The sequence below is a fragment of the Rhodopirellula sp. UBA1907 genome, assembly GCF_002337565.1.
In the GTDB taxonomy this organism is placed as follows: Bacteria; Planctomycetota; Planctomycetia; order Pirellulales; family Pirellulaceae; genus Rhodopirellula; species Rhodopirellula europaea.
Genome location: NZ_DDGH01000003.1, coordinates 62,322 through 79,922 on the forward strand (window position 1 = coordinate 62,322; position 17,601 = coordinate 79,922).

The window sequence follows — 17,601 nt, forward strand, 5'->3', positions numbered from 1 at the left end:
TCCGGGCTGTTGTCGAAGGACATTCTACCAGCCATCGAAGAAGCAACCCGCCGCGACCATGATCGCAAAAGCGGGTTGCTTTAGTCAGCAGAGTTCGCCTGGCGTATCAGCCCGCGAACAGATTGAGTTCATTACGCCGTGGTCGCTTTGGTATCTCGTTTGATTTCTTCGACCACGCGAACGGCTTTGGGTTCAGGGCGAATTCCATCGCCGTAGCGAACCGCATAGACCTGCGTCGCTTCCGCACCGAGCAGAACGATCATCGCGGTGTAGTAGACCCACACCAACAACACGGCCAACGAAGCGGCCGCCGCACCGAGCTGTGCTCCAGGTTCACTCATCGAGAAATACAACTGCATCGCGTAACGGCCGACCAGAAACAGAATCGTCGTGACCGCGGCTCCAACGGCCACATCGCGCCATTTGGTAATCGCGTCGGGCATGAACTTGAAGATTGACGCGAAGATGACGAAGACAACCAAAGCCTGAACGGCAAAGTTGGCTAGGTGAGCAACCGTTTCTGACATTCCAATCCAACTGCCCACTTGATCACCCAGTGCGGTCAAGATCGAAGAGACGACCAGAGAGACCAGCAGTAAAAAACCAAGTCCCAAGATCATCCCAAAAGACAGGAATCGTTTCGCAATCATGTCTTTGATGCCGCTGGTTTCCGGGTCGGGCTTGACCTCCCAAACCTGATTCAGTGCCGCTTGCAATGCGGAGACCACTCCCGTTGCACCAACCAAAATCCCAGCGAAACTCAGAAGCGTTTTCCACCACTTCCCCGAGGTTTGCTCGTGGTTCTCCATGATGGTCTCGATTTGGTCGACCGCCGCAGGGTTGCCGATCATCTGAGATGCCTGCGTTTGCAAAATTCCCTGAGCCTTCTCGGTGGCCTGCTCGCTGTCGTACATCACCGACAAGCTGAATGTCAGCACGGTCATCATCAAATACAGCAGCGGAGGCAGCGCGAACGCGGTGTAGTACGCCAACGCAGCCGCCAGCGTGCTGCATCGATCCTTTGAGAACTCCGAAAATGTCTGCTTGAGAAAACCCACGACTCCACCACTCGATTGAAAGGAAAACGACCACGTCGACTCCTTTCACCAGCAATCGATGTGCCGATTGGCTCGCAAGTTGCCCGCGAGCGGATTCGGCGGACGAATCAGTCGTTTTCGCGGAGCTCTGGGAACACATCCAGATCGAGTTCACGCCGTTTGATGACCGCCGAAATTCGAGTCAGAAAATCGCTCTTCAAATTCGCGACTTGCTGCTGAGTCAGATTCAGCTGCTCGGCCACCTCGCGATTGCCACGGCCCATCACAAAAAGCAGCTCGATCGCTTTCAGCTTCACAAAGTTGCCACGCGATTGCCAATTCTCAATCTGTTCGAGGACAACTTCGACGACCAAGTCTTGTTCCAACTCTCGACGTTCTGCACTGCGACAGATCGAACTTGGCAACCGAATCCCATCGGCTTCGACATTGTCGCCGCTACCAGAGCCCGACGTACTGCCGCGTCCCAGCAACGGCAATTCGGGACGACGCCCAGACTGCCGCAAGTAATCGGTCAGCTTGTAACTGCAGATCGAGAACAGATAGCTCTCGAGCTTTCGTCGCGAATCGTAATTCGGAAGCGAAACGAGGAAACCGACGAAGGTTTCTTGCACGATGTCTTCGCTCGTTGCCAGATCACCAATCCGCCGACGAGCGTATGCCAACAAACGACCTTCGAACTGATCGATCAATTGTTGCCACGCCTGCGAATCGCCCTCGCGAATCGAACCGATCAAACGAATCTCATTTTCGCGATCAGGATCGTTGGCGGCGGACGGCGAGGGAACGGAAGCATTCATGAGCACCAGACTACATGCAAATCGCAAATGCGTCGATCAACCTCGATTTTCACCTACGAATCCAATTCCCACACCGGTAAAATCAACGCATGAATGAATCCAAAACATCAACGGACTGGTCCAGCCGCCACTGCGTTCCCTGCGAAGGAGGTATCGATCGCATCGCCGCCGAAACCGCGAAGCAGTATTTGAGCGAGCTTCCCAATTGGTCGCTCGACGAGGAGGGCAAACAAATTTCACGCAAGTTGAACACGGGCGACTTCCAAACCGCGGTTCGGCATCTCAATGCGATCGCCGAACTGGCAGAGGCGGAGCAACATCATCCCGATCTGCATTTGACCGGCTACCGACATCTTCGCATCGTCCTGACAACGCACGCGATCGGTGGATTGAGCGAAAACGATTTTGTGATGGCTGCCCGCATCGACCAGGTTGTCTCGTGAGCGTTTCCTACGACCGAGCCCTGGCGCTACTGGACGAATGCAACGGCGACGATCTTTGGAGCGTTGACCACTGTCAACTTCGGCGGGTCCCTCAAGAATGGATCGACGAGCTCGCCGATGCCTTCGAAACCAGCTATCGATTTCGCGACCAAACCATATCGGTCCCTGACCCCGCGGGCCGTCGGGTGGTCAACCAGTATCACGGGGTCCGAGACGTCGATTTGGCGGTCAAACTCGGCAAGCAATTGGGCGTGAACGTGGAATCAATCCAGTCCATTTCGCTGACTCGCCAATCGCTCGTGCGAAACATCAAGGACGCAGTTTTCGAAGGCTAATTCGCTCGCGGAAACGGCACTTGAAGCAAAAGACGCAATTCTTTCGGACTTGTTGCGAAAGTCATCGATGCGGTATAGGCGTGTTCGCAAGCGGTCCAACGTACTGCTAACGACCAATGCCCGTCTTTTCAAACGCGACCCGCCATGGCTCAAGCAAACCTTCCGGGAAGTCTCCCTTTCTTTTTCCGCTCGCGAATCGTTCGCGGACTCGCCTCCGCCTGCCTCTTCGCTGCCGGCACCGCCGCAACGAGCGATCATGTGCACGCCCAGGGTGGATTCGCCCTGCCATCCAATTCGGTCGCTCGAGGACCGTCCACGGCTGAAACACAATCCGCTCCGCAAGGCTTCACGCCACGAGCCGCTGGCCCGACCGCAGCAAACACGCCGCCCAGCCTGCAAACACCGCCGCAAACCACCGCCAATCGAAATGCGTTGCCCGCTGGCGGCGCCGCTCCCACCGGCCAGCTTTCCAACGGAGGCCAACTGCCTCGCGAGGCCGGCCAAGAGCATCGCGTTTACAACATCAGCCCCTACACCGGCTACCTGACCAAACACGACCGTCCTCACCAAGCCATCGTCGACTGGATCGTTCGCGAAACTGGAACCGACGTCTGGCACACCGAACCATTCGGGTTCATGAGTGCCGATCGAGACGAACTGAAGGTCTACCACACCAACGAAATGCACCAGGTCATCGGCGGGATCGTCGAACGCTTCGTTGCCGGAGACAAAGAACCTCAAGTCATGAACCTCCGGTTGATGACCGTCGGCAATCCAAATTGGCGCAGCAACGCTCACATGTTGATGCAGCACGTCAACGTTCAATCGCCCGGCCTGCAAGCTTGGTTGCTGACAAAGGAAAACGCCGCACTGGTCATGAACATGCTTCGTTCACGAACCGACGTTCGCGAAGTGCAAGCGGTCGACTTGATCACCAACAATGGTCAAACAGAAAAGCTCGCCAGCACTCGCGGTCGCAACTACGTCCTCAATGTCAAACCTTCGCCGGCCAACTGGCCTCCCTACGAACCCGAAACCGGTGAGATCCAAGAAGGCTTCCAAATCGAAGTCAGCCCGCTTCTCAGCGTCGACGGTCGCACGCTCGATTGCGTGATCAACGCCAACATCGACCAAGTCGACAAATTTGTGCCCGTCGAACTGGACCTACCGCTTCCGAACAACCAAGTCCACCGCACCAAGATCGAAGTGCCGCAGCTTGTGAGCTGGCGTTTGCACGAACGATTCCGTTGGCCGTCGGACATGGTGCTGCTGCTCTCCTGCGGTGTTGTTGCCAGCCCCGAGCGACCACAATCCAGTTTGCCGCTGTTCAACCTCAGTTCAATCACCGGCACCACCGCTGGCCGAGCCGACGCGTTGATGTTTGTTGAATTCCGAGGCCGTGCCTCTGACAACTTGACCACCACCCCATTGGTGCCACAAATCGGATCTCGCGTGTCGGCCCCCAATCGCGGCCGCTATTGATGTGCCCACCGGCTTTCGATTGAAGCCGCAGCTCACGTTTTGCCCACTCTTACCCGCCTTTACGCGGGTCCGCAGTGGGTTCCGACGTTCACGTGCACTGTCCCGCTCCCGCTTCGCGGACGGATTTGCTATCTTCGCCGGCCCGCAAAGTCCTCCATTCCTGCTTCGATTCCATTCGGTCTGATCTGACCGGGTACGAACCAATCCAGATTGTCATTCATGCCAGCTACCTCCGCCCAACGCGTCGTGATCACCGGCATCGGCGTGATCAGTCCGCTCGGTAACACTCCCGAAGAACTCCTCAGCGGATTGCGGGAAGGCAAAAGCGGCATCGCTCCGTTCACGCAAATCCCGACCGACGTTCTGCCCATCAGCAACGGCGCAGAAGCGAGTGCGTTCACCGGCCACATTAGCGACTACGGCCCGCTCGAAAAATCGTTGCAACGAACGATTCGCAAAGGCAGCAAAGTCATGTGCCGCGAAATCGAAATGGGCGTCGCGGCGGCTCAGTTGGCACTGCACAACGGCGGTCACAACCCGGACGACTTCGATCGCGATCGCACGGGAGTCGTTTACGGATGCGACTACATCATGTCGCTTCCCGAAGAATACGCCGAGGGAATCGCCGCCTGCACAACCGATGGCGAGTTCGACTTCACCAAGTGGGGCGACCTGGGACTTCCAAAAGTCAACCCGCTGTGGTTGCTGAAGTACTTGCCCAACATGCCCGCCTCCCACATCGCAATCTACAACGACCTTCGCGGCCCCAACAATTCCATCACCCTTCGCGAAGCATCCGCCGGTGCGGCGATCTCCGAAGCAGTCTCGACCATTTCCCGTGGCCATGCCGACGCTTTGGTTGTTGGCTCCACCGGCTCGCGAGTTCACACGTTGCGAACACTGCATGCTTCCATGCAAGAGAAACTGGCATCGGACACGGAAGACCCCGGCCGCATGTCGCGTCCATTTGACGCCAGCCGTGATGGCAGTGTCGTGGGCGAAGGAGCCGGCGCGTTCTTGTTTGAATCATTGGAACACGCCGAAAAACGAGGCGCGACGATCTATGGTGAAATCGTCGCCTGCAGTTCCAGTGCAGTTGGCCCGGCCGCCGGGGACCAACCCATGCGAAAAGGTTTCGCCAACGTCCTGCGAGGCGTGATCAACGCCGGTCGTGAAAATGGCTTTGCTCCCGCCGAAGGAAAGATCAACGTCGGTCACATCCATGCTCATGGACTGTCCGACGTAGACACGGATGCATGCGAAGCCGGCGCGATCGCCGACGTGTTTGGATTCGCAGACGGCCAACCACCTGTCACGACCGCCAAGGGGCACCTCGGCAACATCGGTGCCGGCAGCGGGATGGTCGAAATGATCGCCAGCCTACAAAGTCTGGGCAATGAACTGTTCCCGATCCGTAACCTGGAACAACTCGACGAAAATTGCCCCATCGCGGCCGTGACGTCGGGCGACCAATCCGCCGGTGACAATTTCATCAATCTCAACATCACGCCGCAGGGTCAAACCACGGCCGTTTGGATCACCAAACCTCGCTAAGCAGTTCGGCAGGAATGATCGGGTAGAACCTCACGTAGGCGAGTCTCTCTGAGACTCGCAAATGACAGCGTCTCGGAGAGACGCCGCTACGTGATAAAGCCCAAAGACTCCCGCTCACGTGCTTAGGCGCGTTGTCGCTCGCACTGGACGACTGAAGAAAGAGCGGCTCCCGGTCGCTCGAGGGCTAGTCGAATCGCGGACCGGGAGCCTCGCCGGTTTCGGAACACCCTCCACCGACTCAATCTTCTATCTCTCGAACCGATTGCAAGCGTGTTGCACCCGTTTTCGAGAAACTCACTTTGCAAACGCCTGCCGCGTTTCGCGATCAATCGTGATCGTGTCCCTCATGGTCATGATCGTGCGAAATCTTTCCGGTGTAGGACTTGCCATCGATCTGCAATGTCACGGCTCCCTCCGCACCTTCTTTCATCCATCCAGCCATCTCGGCATCGGCGATCGTGAATGACGAAGCTTTGCCGTCCGTTGGGTTCGATGCGGGCAGAGCAAACGTCCTCACTTCGTCGTCGTGTTTCAAGCTGACCGACAGCTCGGCTGCATCGATCGCCACCGTCTCCGATGCGGCTCCATCCAAGACGTTCAGCGTCACCGACTGATCGTCATGAAGCATTTCCAAATGGAAAGCTTCTTTGCCCAATTCAATCAGCTCACCGCCGTTGGGCCCATGTTCCGGATGGGCGTGCGAGTCCGGTGGCGTTCCTTCCATCACCACCGTGTCGGGATCGGCTCCAGAATCTTCAGCAGGCTTCGCACCGCAACCAACTGAAAACAAACAAGCCAGGGCCGTTAAACTCCATGCAAACTTCACCACAACTCCAGGGACAAAAGGAAGGGACATCAACATCTCAACATTTGGCTTTGATCGACTCAGTGACACCTGAATCGCCCCACACCAAAGTCACTCGCGTCTGTTTCAATTCTCGAAGGGCTCGCTGAGTTCTCCAGCCGTCTCGGCCACCATTTGCTGTCCGGCCGTTCGACCGATCGCCCAAAACAAAGCGGGCCGAACGAAGAATTCGGCCAGCGTGCTGCTGAGCAACCCTCCAACGATCACGGTCGCGATTGGATACAGAATCTCTTTGCCGGGCTCGCCCGCCGCCAACGCCAACGGCAGCAATCCAATGCCAGACGTCAGCGCCGTCATTAGCACCGGGGCCATGCGTTCTTGCCCCGCTCGCACAACCATCTGATGCGTCCATGATTCGCCTTCGTGGCGCACCAAGTGCAGATAGTGATTGAGCAACAGGATTCCATTTCGACTGGCGATCCCGCACAACGATATGAATCCGACCATCGCGGCAACGGTTAGGTTCTGGTCAGTGAGCACCAAAGCCGCGACGGCACCCACGAACGCGGTGGGCAACGCGACCAAGACCTGCATGGCAAAGTTGACGTTGCCAAAGAGCGTGTAGAGGACCAGGAACATTCCCACCAAAGCGACACCCGACAAGATCATCAATCGACGAGTCGCGGATTGTTGGCTCTCAAACTGACCGCCATATTCCAAGTAGTATCCCGGCGGCAGTTCCAAATCCTCCAACCTCGATTGGATGTCGTTGACCACGTCCACCACACCACGGTCGGACACGTTGGCCTGCAACACGATTCGGCGACGCACTTTCTCCCGCTTGATCATGTTTGGCCCGTCACTTCGATAAACATCGGCCAATTCGTCCAGCGGTAGCGTTCCGCCATTTGGCAATGGAACTGGCAATCGCATCAGCTTGTCGATGTTTTCGCGATACGGTTCATCCATCCGAAGCATCAAATCAAACGTCCGTTGCCCCATCACCACTTGGCTGACGACTTGCCCGTTCATCGCGGTCTCGACCAACTCCATCACATTCGCGGGACGCAATCCGTTTTGAGTCAGTGCAAGCTGATCCACATCGATTCGTAGTTGCGGGATGTTTGTTTGTTGCTCGATCATCACGTCGGCCAAGCCGGGGACATCGGCAATCCGTCGCTTCATTTCCTCGGCTTTGTTTCGCAACAAGTCCAAATCATCGCCGTAAAGCTTGATCCCGATTTGAGCCTTCACTCCCGAAATCATGTGGCTGATTAAGTGAGCAAGTGGTTGCTCGGTACTCGACACCACACCGGGAAAGTCCTCCATCGTTTCGCGAACCGTCTCGATGGTCTTTTCGCGATTGGCACCATCGTCAATTTCCAGAAACATCTCGGTGACGTTGACTCCTTCGGCGTGTTCATCCAGCTCCGCCCGACCGGTCCGGCGAGCGACCGACTTCACTGAGTCGATCTTCATCAGCTCCTCTTGAATCGCAACACCAATTTGATTGCTCGTCGCCAGCGACGTCCCCGGAGCCAACAACGCGTTGACCTGGACCGCACCTTCATTGAACGGTGGCAAGAAGTCACGCTCCAGCCGCGAAAGTGCGATTGCGGCGAAGACAACCAAAACCGCGGTGGCTGCGAGAACAGGAACAGCCAATCTCGTGCTGAACCGAATCGCCAGTCCAGCGATTCCCTTCAATCCCTCGAGCAAACGCCCTTCTTCAGCGTCTTCACCACCCAACATCCATTCCGAGACTTGGATCAAAATCCAAAACACCGGCGTCAACAAAAGCGTCCAAGCGAGTTGGCTTCCCGGTAGCTGCCAACCTTCGATGAACCAATGCGACAACCGAGGCAAGACCCAAGTGACGGTCAATCCTGCGACCCCAAATGCCAACACGGGAACGACAATTTGCCAATTTCGCTTTCCGACCATCAGTAATGACGCTAGGACTGGTGTCACGGTCAGCGACACGCCCAAGGACGCGATCAGAGATACGACATACCCCATCGCCAAAGGAACGAAGAGCTTGCCTTCCATTCCCTCCAACGCAAACAATGGAATGAACACTAACACCACGATCGCTGTGCCATAAACCACACTGCTTCGCACTTCGACACTGGCGTCGTAAACCACTCGCAACACCGGACGAGGACTGTCCGATTGCCGGTTCTCTTTCAATCGACGAAAGATGTTTTCCACGTCCACAATCGCATCGTCGACCAACTCGCCAATCGCTACCGCCAATCCACCCAGCGTCATTGTGTTGATCGACAAGCCAAAGATCGCAAAGACGCAGGCCGTCGAAATGATCGACAGCGGAATCGCGGTGAGGGTGATGAACGTGGTTCGAAAATTCAGAAGGAACAAAAACAGAATCACCAACACCAAGACGCCGCCGTCGGCCAATGCCTCGACCACGTTCTCAATTGCACGATCGATGAACGAGCGTTGCGAATAGACGTTAGCAATCCGAATGTCATCCGGAAGCGACACTCGAAGCTCTTCGAGCGCCTCCACAATCGCCTGATCGACTTTTCGCGTGTCGCTGCCGGGTTGCTTGTTGATCGTCAGCACCACGGCGGGACCGCCCTCGACATTGCCCGCTTCGTCTCGCAAAAATGCCGACGAGTCACCACGATTGACTTGAGCTCCCTCAACCACTCGTGCAACATCGGCCAACGTCACCGGGCGGCCCGCTCGCATCGTGATCGCGATCTGCTTGAGTTCGTCCAGACTGGTGATGCGTCCGAGTCCTCGCACCAGCAACTCATTGGCACCTTGGTCGTCCAAGTAGCCGCCCGTCGCGTTCATGTTGGATTCGTCCACCGCCGTATGAACGTCTTCGATGGTCAGTCCAAACTGAATTAACTTGTCCGGATCGATCAGAACCTGATACTGCTTTCGACCGCCGCCCATCGTGAAGACTTGCGACACACCTGGCACCGTCAGCAATCGCTGACGCACGACCCAATCGGCCAGCGTCCGCACCTCCATCGGCTCCGTTTCGCCTCCTTCACTCCACATCCCATACATCAGGATTTGGCCCATGATCGACGAAATCGGTGCCAGAGTTGGCTTCACACCATCGGGCAATTGCTCTGACGCGAGTTGCAGTCTTTCATTGACGATTTGCCGATCGTTGTAGATGTCGGTGTTCCACCCGAACTCGACATAGATGACCGACAAACCGATCCCGCTGCTGCTGCGAACCGCTTCCACACCACTGGCCCCGTTGAAAGCCGTTTCCAACGGAAAGGTGATCAGAGTCTCGACCTCTTCGGGCGCCATCCCGTGGGCTTCGGTGATCACAACCACTCGTGGCCGGTTTAAATTCGGAAACACATCAATCGGAAGCCGACTGGCTTGCCAAGTCCCCACGCCGAGCATGATCGCGGCGGCCACCAGGATCAGCAGGCGGTTCCTCAGCGAGAATTGAATGATCTTGTCTAACATCGTGAATCTTGAGTGGAATGTTTTGGCGCAGTGACGTGACGCGGCGTACAAGGTCTGCCGCATGGATCCGGCACGGAGAGAATCTCAACGCGAGTCGGTATGGAACGAGGTCAGTGGTTGTGTCCGGCGTGCGGATCGATCGCGCCGCCACCACGGTTCTTCATTTCCATTTGCAACTGATGAGCGCCGCGAACCGCGATTCTCTGACCAGGCCAAACTTGCCCATCGTTCTTCAGTGCGACGTGAACACTGTCGCGAGCCATCACTTCCACCGGAACACGATCGAAGTGATCACCGTTTTCGATGAAGACGAATCGATTCAATCCTTCCTCGGCCACCGCATCCTTCGGAACGACGATCGCGTTTTCCATTCGCGAGACTGGCAAACGTAGCGTTAATCGTTGCCCCGGTTTGAAACGCCAACTGACGTACCGCTTTTCGCTCCGCGTTTCATCCCTTTCGATTTCATTCTCAAGTCCCACATAGAACGCGAGCGAACGAGATTCGGCCTCCACTTTGTTGCCGATGTAAACCACGTTCAATCCATCCAACATCTCGACTTCGCCGTCCGCACCGCTCATGGTCGCCTGCACTTCCGCATGCGTGTCGGCCGCCTGACGAAGCAATTTCGCGTCGCGCTGGTACGCTTGTCCTTCAATCAACAACTGGGAGAAATCAGATATTTGCGAAATCTGCTGGCCTGCCGTTACCGACTCGCCACGTCGCACGTCCAGCTCCGAAACCACGAATTCAGCATCAATGTGCGTGTGCCCATGGTCGTCCAGTGGAGGAGGCTGCATCGAAGCGATTCGCGCGTCTGGATTGCCCGCCATCCGGTTATAGGCCCGGCTGAGCGACTCGTGGTGCAACGAGTTGTCTTCCTCCACCCAAGGGGCCCGAACGACCAATTCGCGAATCAAAGTTCGATCACGCTCGATCGACTCGATTTGCTGTTCGGTCAAACCATGCAACAACATGGACTGCTTCGCCGCACGGATCCCCGCCAGCAATTTCTCTCGCTCGTACTCGCGAGCCAACCGCGTTTTGCCGGACACCGCCCCCGAACTCGTGATCGCTGACAACCGCTGAATTTCGCGGTCCTCCACATCCAATTGCCCCAACTGCAGCAAGAAGCTTTCTTGCGTCTCGACCAAATCCTGGTGCGTGAGTCGCAGCCGAAACATCGGGGCACCGCTTTGAATCAGCTCGCCACGCGAGACGTGAATCGCGTTGATCACCCCGGTCAGCGGCGACGTGATGGAGATGTGCGTCTTTCCCGGCCACGCGGTCACCATGCCGGGAACCTCGACATATTTGGTGTACGGACCGACGGTGACTGGCTCGGTGCGAAGACGCAAATTGGCTCGCGCCTGCTGACTCAGCTCAAGCGAATTCGCTTCGTCATGGGCCTCGTGATCGTGACCTTCATGACCGCCACCTGAATGATCATGGCCGGCATGGTCATCCGACTCGACAATCGTGTTCGATTCGGCAGTCGAACGACGTCCGAAATCGGTGAAGAAGTAGAGACCGGCCACTACCGCGATCACGACAGCTAACAACGAAAGAATCGAAGTGCGAAGCGACGCGAGCCACTGATTGGATGAAGTCATGACACTGCACAGAATCTGAGTGAACGATCGGATGACTATCAGGTCCAGCGGCAAAGCCGAACGTCATGCCAAGCATCTCAGTTCGCGTCGGAAAAGAATGGACTTGCGAGGCTGATACATCGAGCCAACGCAAAACGTCCTTCAGTGCCAATCACGAACGATTGCTCGTTCCGATCTAGAAAATGGTTTGGGGATGAAAGCAGAACGATGTTTGAATCGTTGGTGTGGCATGACCACACTCACGAACAAACCATCGCGAAGCTTCCCAAACACAAATCACCCAAGTGCACAGCAACGCACAGTGGTACCGGGATCCCATCGCAGTCCAGCCGAAATCGTCAGCGACCGCCCCCGCTTTGATCGCCGAACTCTGAGGTTCGTCGCCATTCAAATGCGTATCGAGATAGGCGAGCATTGGCATTTCGATGACGAACTGCACGTCATTCGAATTCACAAAACTGCACCCCGCCCCGCCGTGACACCCGGGATGGTCATCGTCACAGGGATCCGATTGACAATCGCACCCAACACCACAGACCGAACCGTCAGCGATGGCTGAATCCTCTTTCAACCGCTCGGTGTCACAACCTTTGTTCTGATGATCACACGTCCCATGCAGTGCCGAATCGTGATCATGCCCAGCGTGGACACTTGGCGATTCGTCGGCCGCATTCACATAATGACAACCGTCGTGCACATGCCCCTCACACGCAATTGCATGATGCATCGAACACCCGAAAAACAGGTGCAGCAACAATGCTACGGCGGTGGTAAGACGACAAAATGCGGACACGGATTCTCTGAATGTGAAAGGTTGCCAGTATTATCGGTTGTTCCGACGGCGAAGGCCAGATCGAAGAATTCGTCGCGATTGGTTTTCCACTAAAAACTTAAAACGTTGCGGCAATGAGGTGTTCAGCGGTGCCGGTCACTCATATCAACCGTCCAAGGTCACCAGCAATCCTTCGATTTCCGCAGCGGCTCGTCGAGCATCCGCGGCGGCTTCCAAGACGCTCAAACGCGTGTTGAACAATGTTCGTTGAATGGTAAGCAGCTGGATGTAGTCCGTTTCACCGGCCTCAAACGCTCGCTGAGAAAGCTGATACGTCTCTTCTGAGGTCGGCAAAACGCTGTCATTCAATCGGCGGTAACGCTCGAGCGCGACTTGATATCGACCAGCCGCACTGGCCAGTCGTCCTTCCAGACTGAGTCTCGTTCGATCAATCGCTGCCGACGCCTCAGCGATGCTGGCACGAGCACTTCGAATGTTGCCTTGGTTGCGATTCCACAACGGAAGTGGCACGCTCACGCCAACGCTAGCGAACGTGTCGTCCGTCGACGCATCGACTCCGACACCAATTTGACCGGTGATATTGGGCGTGACTTGGGCGCAAGCCAAACGCAATGACCAACGTGCACGTTCCAACGCCGATCCAGCCGCCGTGATCTCAGGACTGGTCGCGGTGATTTCGGCGAGCAACGACTCCCAGGGTGTTTCGATCAAGCCTTCACCGACCTCACCCACCAACGCATCCGCCGGCAAAGTTTGCAGTCCCGCCGCTGCGGCGAGCACACCGCGGTTGGCCCGCAATTGCGTTGCCGCATTCTCTGCGGTGATTCGAGCTTGCTCGGCTTCGACGCGTGCTTGCAACCAAACCACGCGTGAAACTTCTTGAGCATTCAACAAATCCTGGACACTGCTCAATGACTTTTCCGCCAAATCAACAATCTGGTTGGCGATCTGAGCCCGACGTTGAGCGACGATCGCCGCGGCGAATGCGGACCGAACGTTCGTCAACACACGCAACTCCGCCATTCGCAACTCAGAACGCCGGCGTTGCGCTTCGTGAGCCTGAACCTGCTGAGCGATCTCCAGTTTGTTCGCGGTCACAAACTGCTGCGACAACTGGACGGTGTGCAATCCAGACGAGGATTCATTGCCAATCTCATCCGACTGATACTGCAGCACAGGGTTGAATGGCAAACCAGCCTGGACGGCTTGTCCAGTTGAAAATGCAACCCGCGCTCGCGCTTCCGCGATGGCCGGGTGCGTCCCCAATGCCATCGCCTCCACCGACGACAGCGTCAATCCACTTTGTTGAACAGGACCAGCAGACGGTGAGTCCTCAGACAGGGAGCCCGAAGCCAAAGACGAAGAGATTTGGTCCTGCGATGGCTCAACCTCGTTCGTCGTAGCTTCCAACGCCATCGCATCGCGCAATGTTTGGGGCTCGATGACCAGCGTGAAGTCCTGGTCGTCAGCCGCATTCATTTCCGGTGGCGCTGTTACCGCGACTGGATCCGGCTCTGTTTCACGGGCTAACGACCACTCGTCAAAGCCGACTTGCTGAACTCCTACCTGCGGATTCGAGCCCGCCAAAACCTTCGACTCCGCGACCGTTTTCGAAACGGGCTCCGAAGCCGCGATCGATCGATCCGAGCGAGTTTCCCCGATGGTTTGACAGCCACCGCTCATCCTGGAATGCTCCCCAAAACCTGATCCAGGGGTTATGAAAGTCTAGAGCCAATTCCGGCCGAGGATTTTCCATGAGCAAGAAACGACGACGACATTCACCTGAACAGATCATCAAGAAGCTACGTGATGCGGATGCCATGCTGGCGGCCGACAATAGCGTTGGCGAAGTCCTGCAAGCACTCGAGGTCAGCGAAGCCACGCTGAGCCGATGGCGAAGCCAGTACGGCGGCATGAAGAGCGAAGAGGCCAAGCGGCTCAAAGCACTTGAGGAAGAGAATAACCGACTCAAGAAGATCGTGGCCGACCAAGCCTTGGACATCTCGATGCTGAAGGAGATCACCAAGGGAAACTGACGACCCCTCGATCGCGACGCGCGGCGGTGCAAGAGCTTCAAGAGAAGTTCGACGTGTCCGAGCGACGTGCTTGCCGCGTGCTCGATCAACCTCGGTCGAGTCAGCGATTTGAGGGGAAACCCAAGGATGAAGACGAGCGATTGACCAAGCGGATTCTGCAGTTTGTTCGCGAGCGTCCTCGCTGGGGCTATCGACGTATCTGCCAACTCCTTCGCCGCGACGGTGAGACCATCAACATGAAGAAGATGTATCGACTTTGGAAAGCGGCAGGACTGAAGGTGCCGCGAAAACGCCGTAAAAAGCGTGCGAATGGCGTCCGCGGCAATGCGTGCGACGTTCAAACGGCGGCTTTCGTCCACGACGTTTGGACGTGGGACTTCGTGCAGTCTTCGACGCTCGATGGACGAACCATTCGCTTCTTGAACATCGTCGACGAATACACACGGCAATGCTTGACGATCAAGGTTGGACGTAGCATCACGAGCGAAGATGCGATCGACACGCTAGCTGAGCTGTTCGCGATGCACGGCGTTCCAAAACGACTTCGGTGTGACAACGGTCCGGAATTCATCTCGACGGCGATCAAGCAATGGTTGGCAACGATCGGCGTCGAGATCCTTTACATCGAACCTGGTTCGCCTTGGCAGAACGGCGTCTGCGAGAGTTTCAATAGCCGACTGCGCGATGAGTACCTGCATCAAACGGATTTGATCAATGAAGACGACGCACGGACGAAAGCACGAGCTTGGCGGGAGGACTTCAACACACGCCGCCCGCACAGTTCGCTTGGCTACCTGACCCCAACGGAGTTCGCGGTTCGCAGTGCTGCTTCCGTTCGGCCTACGGCCTCACTCCAGCAGCACTGCGAATCACTGATCCCAATTCCCCAACCCAATCTTTCATAACGCCTGGTACAGAAAATGGGGGCATCCCAATCCCCAATGCAGCCAGCAACAGCAAGCGTTTCGCAATTCGCTTCCGCCCATCGACTTCCGAATGCTTTTGCACAACGACACCTTCCATGAAAATCGCAACTAGCCCGATCATTCCATCGGTCCAACACGATGGATGTATCAGGCATGATTGCGACAACCCGAACGATTCATCTCATCGGAACGTCCGTCTGTACCGGTTATTCCGGTCAACGAACCCCGACGCCCCTCCTACTCCACTTTGCCATTCATTGTCAGCCGGCGAGCCGCATTCCTTTCCGAGCCGAATCCGCTCCACCAACGACTCGATCCACTCGCCCCGAACAACCGATCATTCATCCGTCAGTTTGATCGGAACGACATCAACCGCGTCGGGCAATTTTGAAACGACAATCGCGTGAGTCGGGTATGTCATTGCCATACCAACAGGCCCGTTCCCGCTCGGCGAACTTTCTCGCAGATACACGTTCAGAACATCTTTCCGCAAAGCGATGCCGACAATCCGGATCGAATATCCCGTCGTGTTGCGTTCACCAAGGGCGGCGACCACGACGGTCTCCCTCGAAAAATCGACCGACTGAAAAGCCTGTGAGACTGACTCAGACGGCTGCCCCGTCAGTTGAACAAAGTCATCGACCGACTGGATCAAGTGAACGCCAGGCGACGTCACTCGGCCGACGTTGATTGTTTGCCGAACCGGGATGTGCTCCCCATCGACGATCGGAAGCTCGTCGATCTTTGATGGGGCACAACCGGTGGCGAAACAAACGAGGACGGCAAGAATTGGGCAGGCAATGAAGTTGGTCATGTGAATTCATCTCGTCTGAGTAGTCGTGAAAAGCTTCGGGTTTGGTCTTCGCCGATTTCATTCACCGCATAGAAGTATCGGCGATTGGATCATCGCGAGCGACACGGACGGCCGTGTCGCTCGACCATTGACGCAAGGACTATTTCAAGCCTTGTTCACGAAGCCACTTTGCAACTTCGGCTCGGCCGTTCTTCACCTCGTCCAGCGGGTTACTTTCTTTGTCGGAGTTCCCAAACGGAAGTCGCTTGCCGTAGTACGCATGCTTTGAGACACCATGCTTCGACGGTCGTGGGTCGGCAGTCGCATACTCCAATGCGTTCTTGCCATCCATGCCTCCGTAGAAATCTTGCAGCACATCCGCAACGAATGAGCCGCGGACGCTTTCGTAAACACGTCCTTTCGACAAATAATGGTTTGCACTTGTCACTCGTGTGGAACCATCCCACCGAACTTCAAATCGTGAATGCTTTCCACCTTGGGCGATCTCATCTTCGTCGCATCCCAACGTTGACACCGCTTGCAAGTCCGCTCCCATTTCAACCAAGCGTTTCACGAGCTTCAGATCACCCGCTGCAGCGGCGAAGTGCAAAAGCGTCTTGCCTCCGCAACGGCTCTCGACCTGCACCTCGCCTTTTTCCAACGCCTCCAACAGAGCCGACGAATCACCCAGGATCAGTGATTCAATTTCGGATGGATACTGGATGGTTTGGCTGTTAAATCGAAACTGATAATGGGGCTGGATCAAGGCGAGCTCTTCGATACGAAGCCCCGACGCCAATTGCCACTCCTTCAGTCCATCGGTTGTGATGACTCCGAGTTCGTCCAATTGGTACTCCTGGTTGATCCGTCGTGCCAGTCCGGGGTGCCCTGACGTCGCGATCAGATGGCCAACCGCACAGTGAGTCCCCCATGGGTCGATGAACACCGGTCGGCGTCCGGGCACAAAGATGTTTTGAGGGAACACACCACCAACCGCGTATTCGCGAAGCCGCTGAATATTCGCCACTCGCTGCTTCATTTGCGATACGTTCAAGTCATCGACCTTCGCATTGCCGAGTCGCTCGATCACCAGTTCAAAGTGTTTCTGAAGCAATTTGACTTCGCCAACCACGTCTTCACTGGCGAGGTCAAAGGCCCCTGAACCCAAGATAGCGGCCCAATTCGGATTCACTTCACAAAGCTGTTCGTGCAACTTCGTTGGCGGATCCACTTGCCCCGATTGGATCGTCGCTGATTCCGATTTCGCCGATACGGGAGCGGAATGGGCGAAAGTCGGTTGCAGCATCGCGGCCGCCAACGCCATTGGGAGAACAACCGGGATGACTGTTTGGAGGAATGTTTTCTTGAAAAGCATTGGTTTGGTTCCGTCGCAAAAGAGAAGAAATCAGCGGTGCAGCCCCGCCTCATACTCTCCTGCGATTTCCAGCCAATTTTCCCTCAACCAAAAACAAATTTTTTCAAACTTCGCCAATGCCCCACT

General features: G+C 56.2%; 15 protein-coding genes. 6 read left to right on the plus strand and 9 right to left on the minus strand.

Features of this window, described 5'->3' with window-relative positions:
• Nucleotides 1-131: 131 nt before the first annotated feature.
• Together B2R17_RS01375 and B2R17_RS01380 are read right to left on the minus strand one after the other, a co-directional pair.
• Nucleotides 132-1,058, minus strand: coding sequence for a YihY/virulence factor BrkB family protein (locus tag B2R17_RS01375; RefSeq protein ID WP_008661454.1), 927 nt, complete (start codon nucleotides 1,056-1,058; stop codon nucleotides 132-134).
• Between the two features lie 107 nt (nucleotides 1,059-1,165).
• Nucleotides 1,166-1,855 (minus strand): RNA polymerase sigma factor, encoded by a 690-nt coding sequence (locus B2R17_RS01380; protein ID WP_008666958.1) that lies wholly within the window; start codon nucleotides 1,853-1,855, stop codon nucleotides 1,166-1,168.
• An 89-nt stretch (nucleotides 1,856-1,944) separates the two neighbouring features.
• Between B2R17_RS01380 and B2R17_RS01385 the strand changes: the two genes are divergently transcribed.
• The 4 genes from B2R17_RS01385 (at nucleotide 1,945) to B2R17_RS01400 (ending at nucleotide 5,669) form a co-directional block, all read left to right on the plus strand.
• Nucleotides 1,945-2,298, plus strand: coding sequence for a 4a-hydroxytetrahydrobiopterin dehydratase (locus tag B2R17_RS01385; protein WP_286762538.1), 354 nt, complete (start codon nucleotides 1,945-1,947; stop codon nucleotides 2,296-2,298).
• Nucleotides 2,295-2,633: a hypothetical protein gene (locus B2R17_RS01390; RefSeq protein WP_286762539.1), complete on the plus strand. Its 339-nt coding sequence runs from the start codon at nucleotides 2,295-2,297 to the stop codon at nucleotides 2,631-2,633. The genes B2R17_RS01385 and B2R17_RS01390 overlap by 4 nt, the downstream gene beginning before the upstream one ends.
• A gap of 144 nt (nucleotides 2,634-2,777) precedes the next feature.
• The gene (locus tag B2R17_RS01395; RefSeq protein WP_286762540.1) at nucleotides 2,778-4,115 is read left to right on the plus strand and encodes a hypothetical protein; all 1,338 of its coding nucleotides are present in this window, start codon (nucleotides 2,778-2,780) and stop codon (nucleotides 4,113-4,115) included.
• A gap of 219 nt (nucleotides 4,116-4,334) precedes the next feature.
• Complete coding sequence (locus tag B2R17_RS01400) at nucleotides 4,335-5,669, plus strand: beta-ketoacyl-[acyl-carrier-protein] synthase family protein (protein WP_286762541.1); 1,335 nt, start codon at nucleotides 4,335-4,337, stop codon at nucleotides 5,667-5,669.
• A gap of 325 nt (nucleotides 5,670-5,994) precedes the next feature.
• Here B2R17_RS01400 and B2R17_RS01405 read toward each other — a convergent pair whose 3' ends face one another.
• The 5 genes from B2R17_RS01405 to B2R17_RS01425 form a co-directional block, all read right to left on the minus strand.
• Nucleotides 5,995-6,525, minus strand: coding sequence for a hypothetical protein (locus tag B2R17_RS01405; RefSeq protein WP_286762542.1), 531 nt, complete (start codon nucleotides 6,523-6,525; stop codon nucleotides 5,995-5,997).
• Nucleotides 6,526-6,600: 75 nt separating this feature from the next.
• Complete coding sequence (locus B2R17_RS01410) at nucleotides 6,601-9,939, minus strand: efflux RND transporter permease subunit (RefSeq protein WP_286762543.1); 3,339 nt, start codon at nucleotides 9,937-9,939, stop codon at nucleotides 6,601-6,603.
• Nucleotides 9,940-10,049: 110 nt separating this feature from the next.
• On the minus strand, nucleotides 10,050-11,552 hold the full coding sequence (locus B2R17_RS01415) for an efflux RND transporter periplasmic adaptor subunit (RefSeq protein ID WP_286762544.1): 1,503 nt from the start codon (nucleotides 11,550-11,552) through the stop codon (nucleotides 10,050-10,052).
• Nucleotides 11,553-11,727: 175 nt separating this feature from the next.
• A complete protein-coding gene (locus tag B2R17_RS01420; protein ID WP_286762545.1) occupies nucleotides 11,728-11,967 on the minus strand; it encodes a hypothetical protein in 240 nt (79 codons plus the stop codon).
• Between the two features lie 522 nt (nucleotides 11,968-12,489).
• Entirely contained in the window at nucleotides 12,490-14,028 is a 1,539-nt protein-coding gene (locus tag B2R17_RS01425; RefSeq protein WP_286762546.1) for a TolC family protein, read from the minus strand.
• Nucleotides 14,029-14,099: 71 nt separating this feature from the next.
• On the opposite strand from B2R17_RS01425, the gene B2R17_RS01430 reads away from it, so the two are divergent.
• Together B2R17_RS01430 and B2R17_RS01435 are read left to right on the plus strand one after the other, a co-directional pair.
• Entirely contained in the window at nucleotides 14,100-14,381 is a 282-nt protein-coding gene (locus B2R17_RS01430; protein WP_286762547.1) for a transposase, read from the plus strand.
• Nucleotides 14,382-14,434: 53 nt separating this feature from the next.
• On the plus strand, nucleotides 14,435-15,286 hold the full coding sequence (locus B2R17_RS01435; RefSeq protein ID WP_286762548.1) for an IS3 family transposase: 852 nt from the start codon (nucleotides 14,435-14,437) through the stop codon (nucleotides 15,284-15,286).
• A gap of 358 nt (nucleotides 15,287-15,644) precedes the next feature.
• On the opposite strand, the gene B2R17_RS01440 is transcribed toward B2R17_RS01435, so the two are convergent.
• Together B2R17_RS01440 and B2R17_RS01445 are read right to left on the minus strand one after the other, a co-directional pair.
• Nucleotides 15,645-16,121: a protease complex subunit PrcB family protein gene (locus B2R17_RS01440; protein WP_286762549.1), complete on the minus strand. Its 477-nt coding sequence runs from the start codon at nucleotides 16,119-16,121 to the stop codon at nucleotides 15,645-15,647.
• A 139-nt stretch (nucleotides 16,122-16,260) separates the two neighbouring features.
• Nucleotides 16,261-17,475, minus strand: coding sequence for a hypothetical protein (locus B2R17_RS01445; protein WP_286762550.1), 1,215 nt, complete (start codon nucleotides 17,473-17,475; stop codon nucleotides 16,261-16,263).
• Nucleotides 17,476-17,601 lie beyond the last annotated feature (126 nt).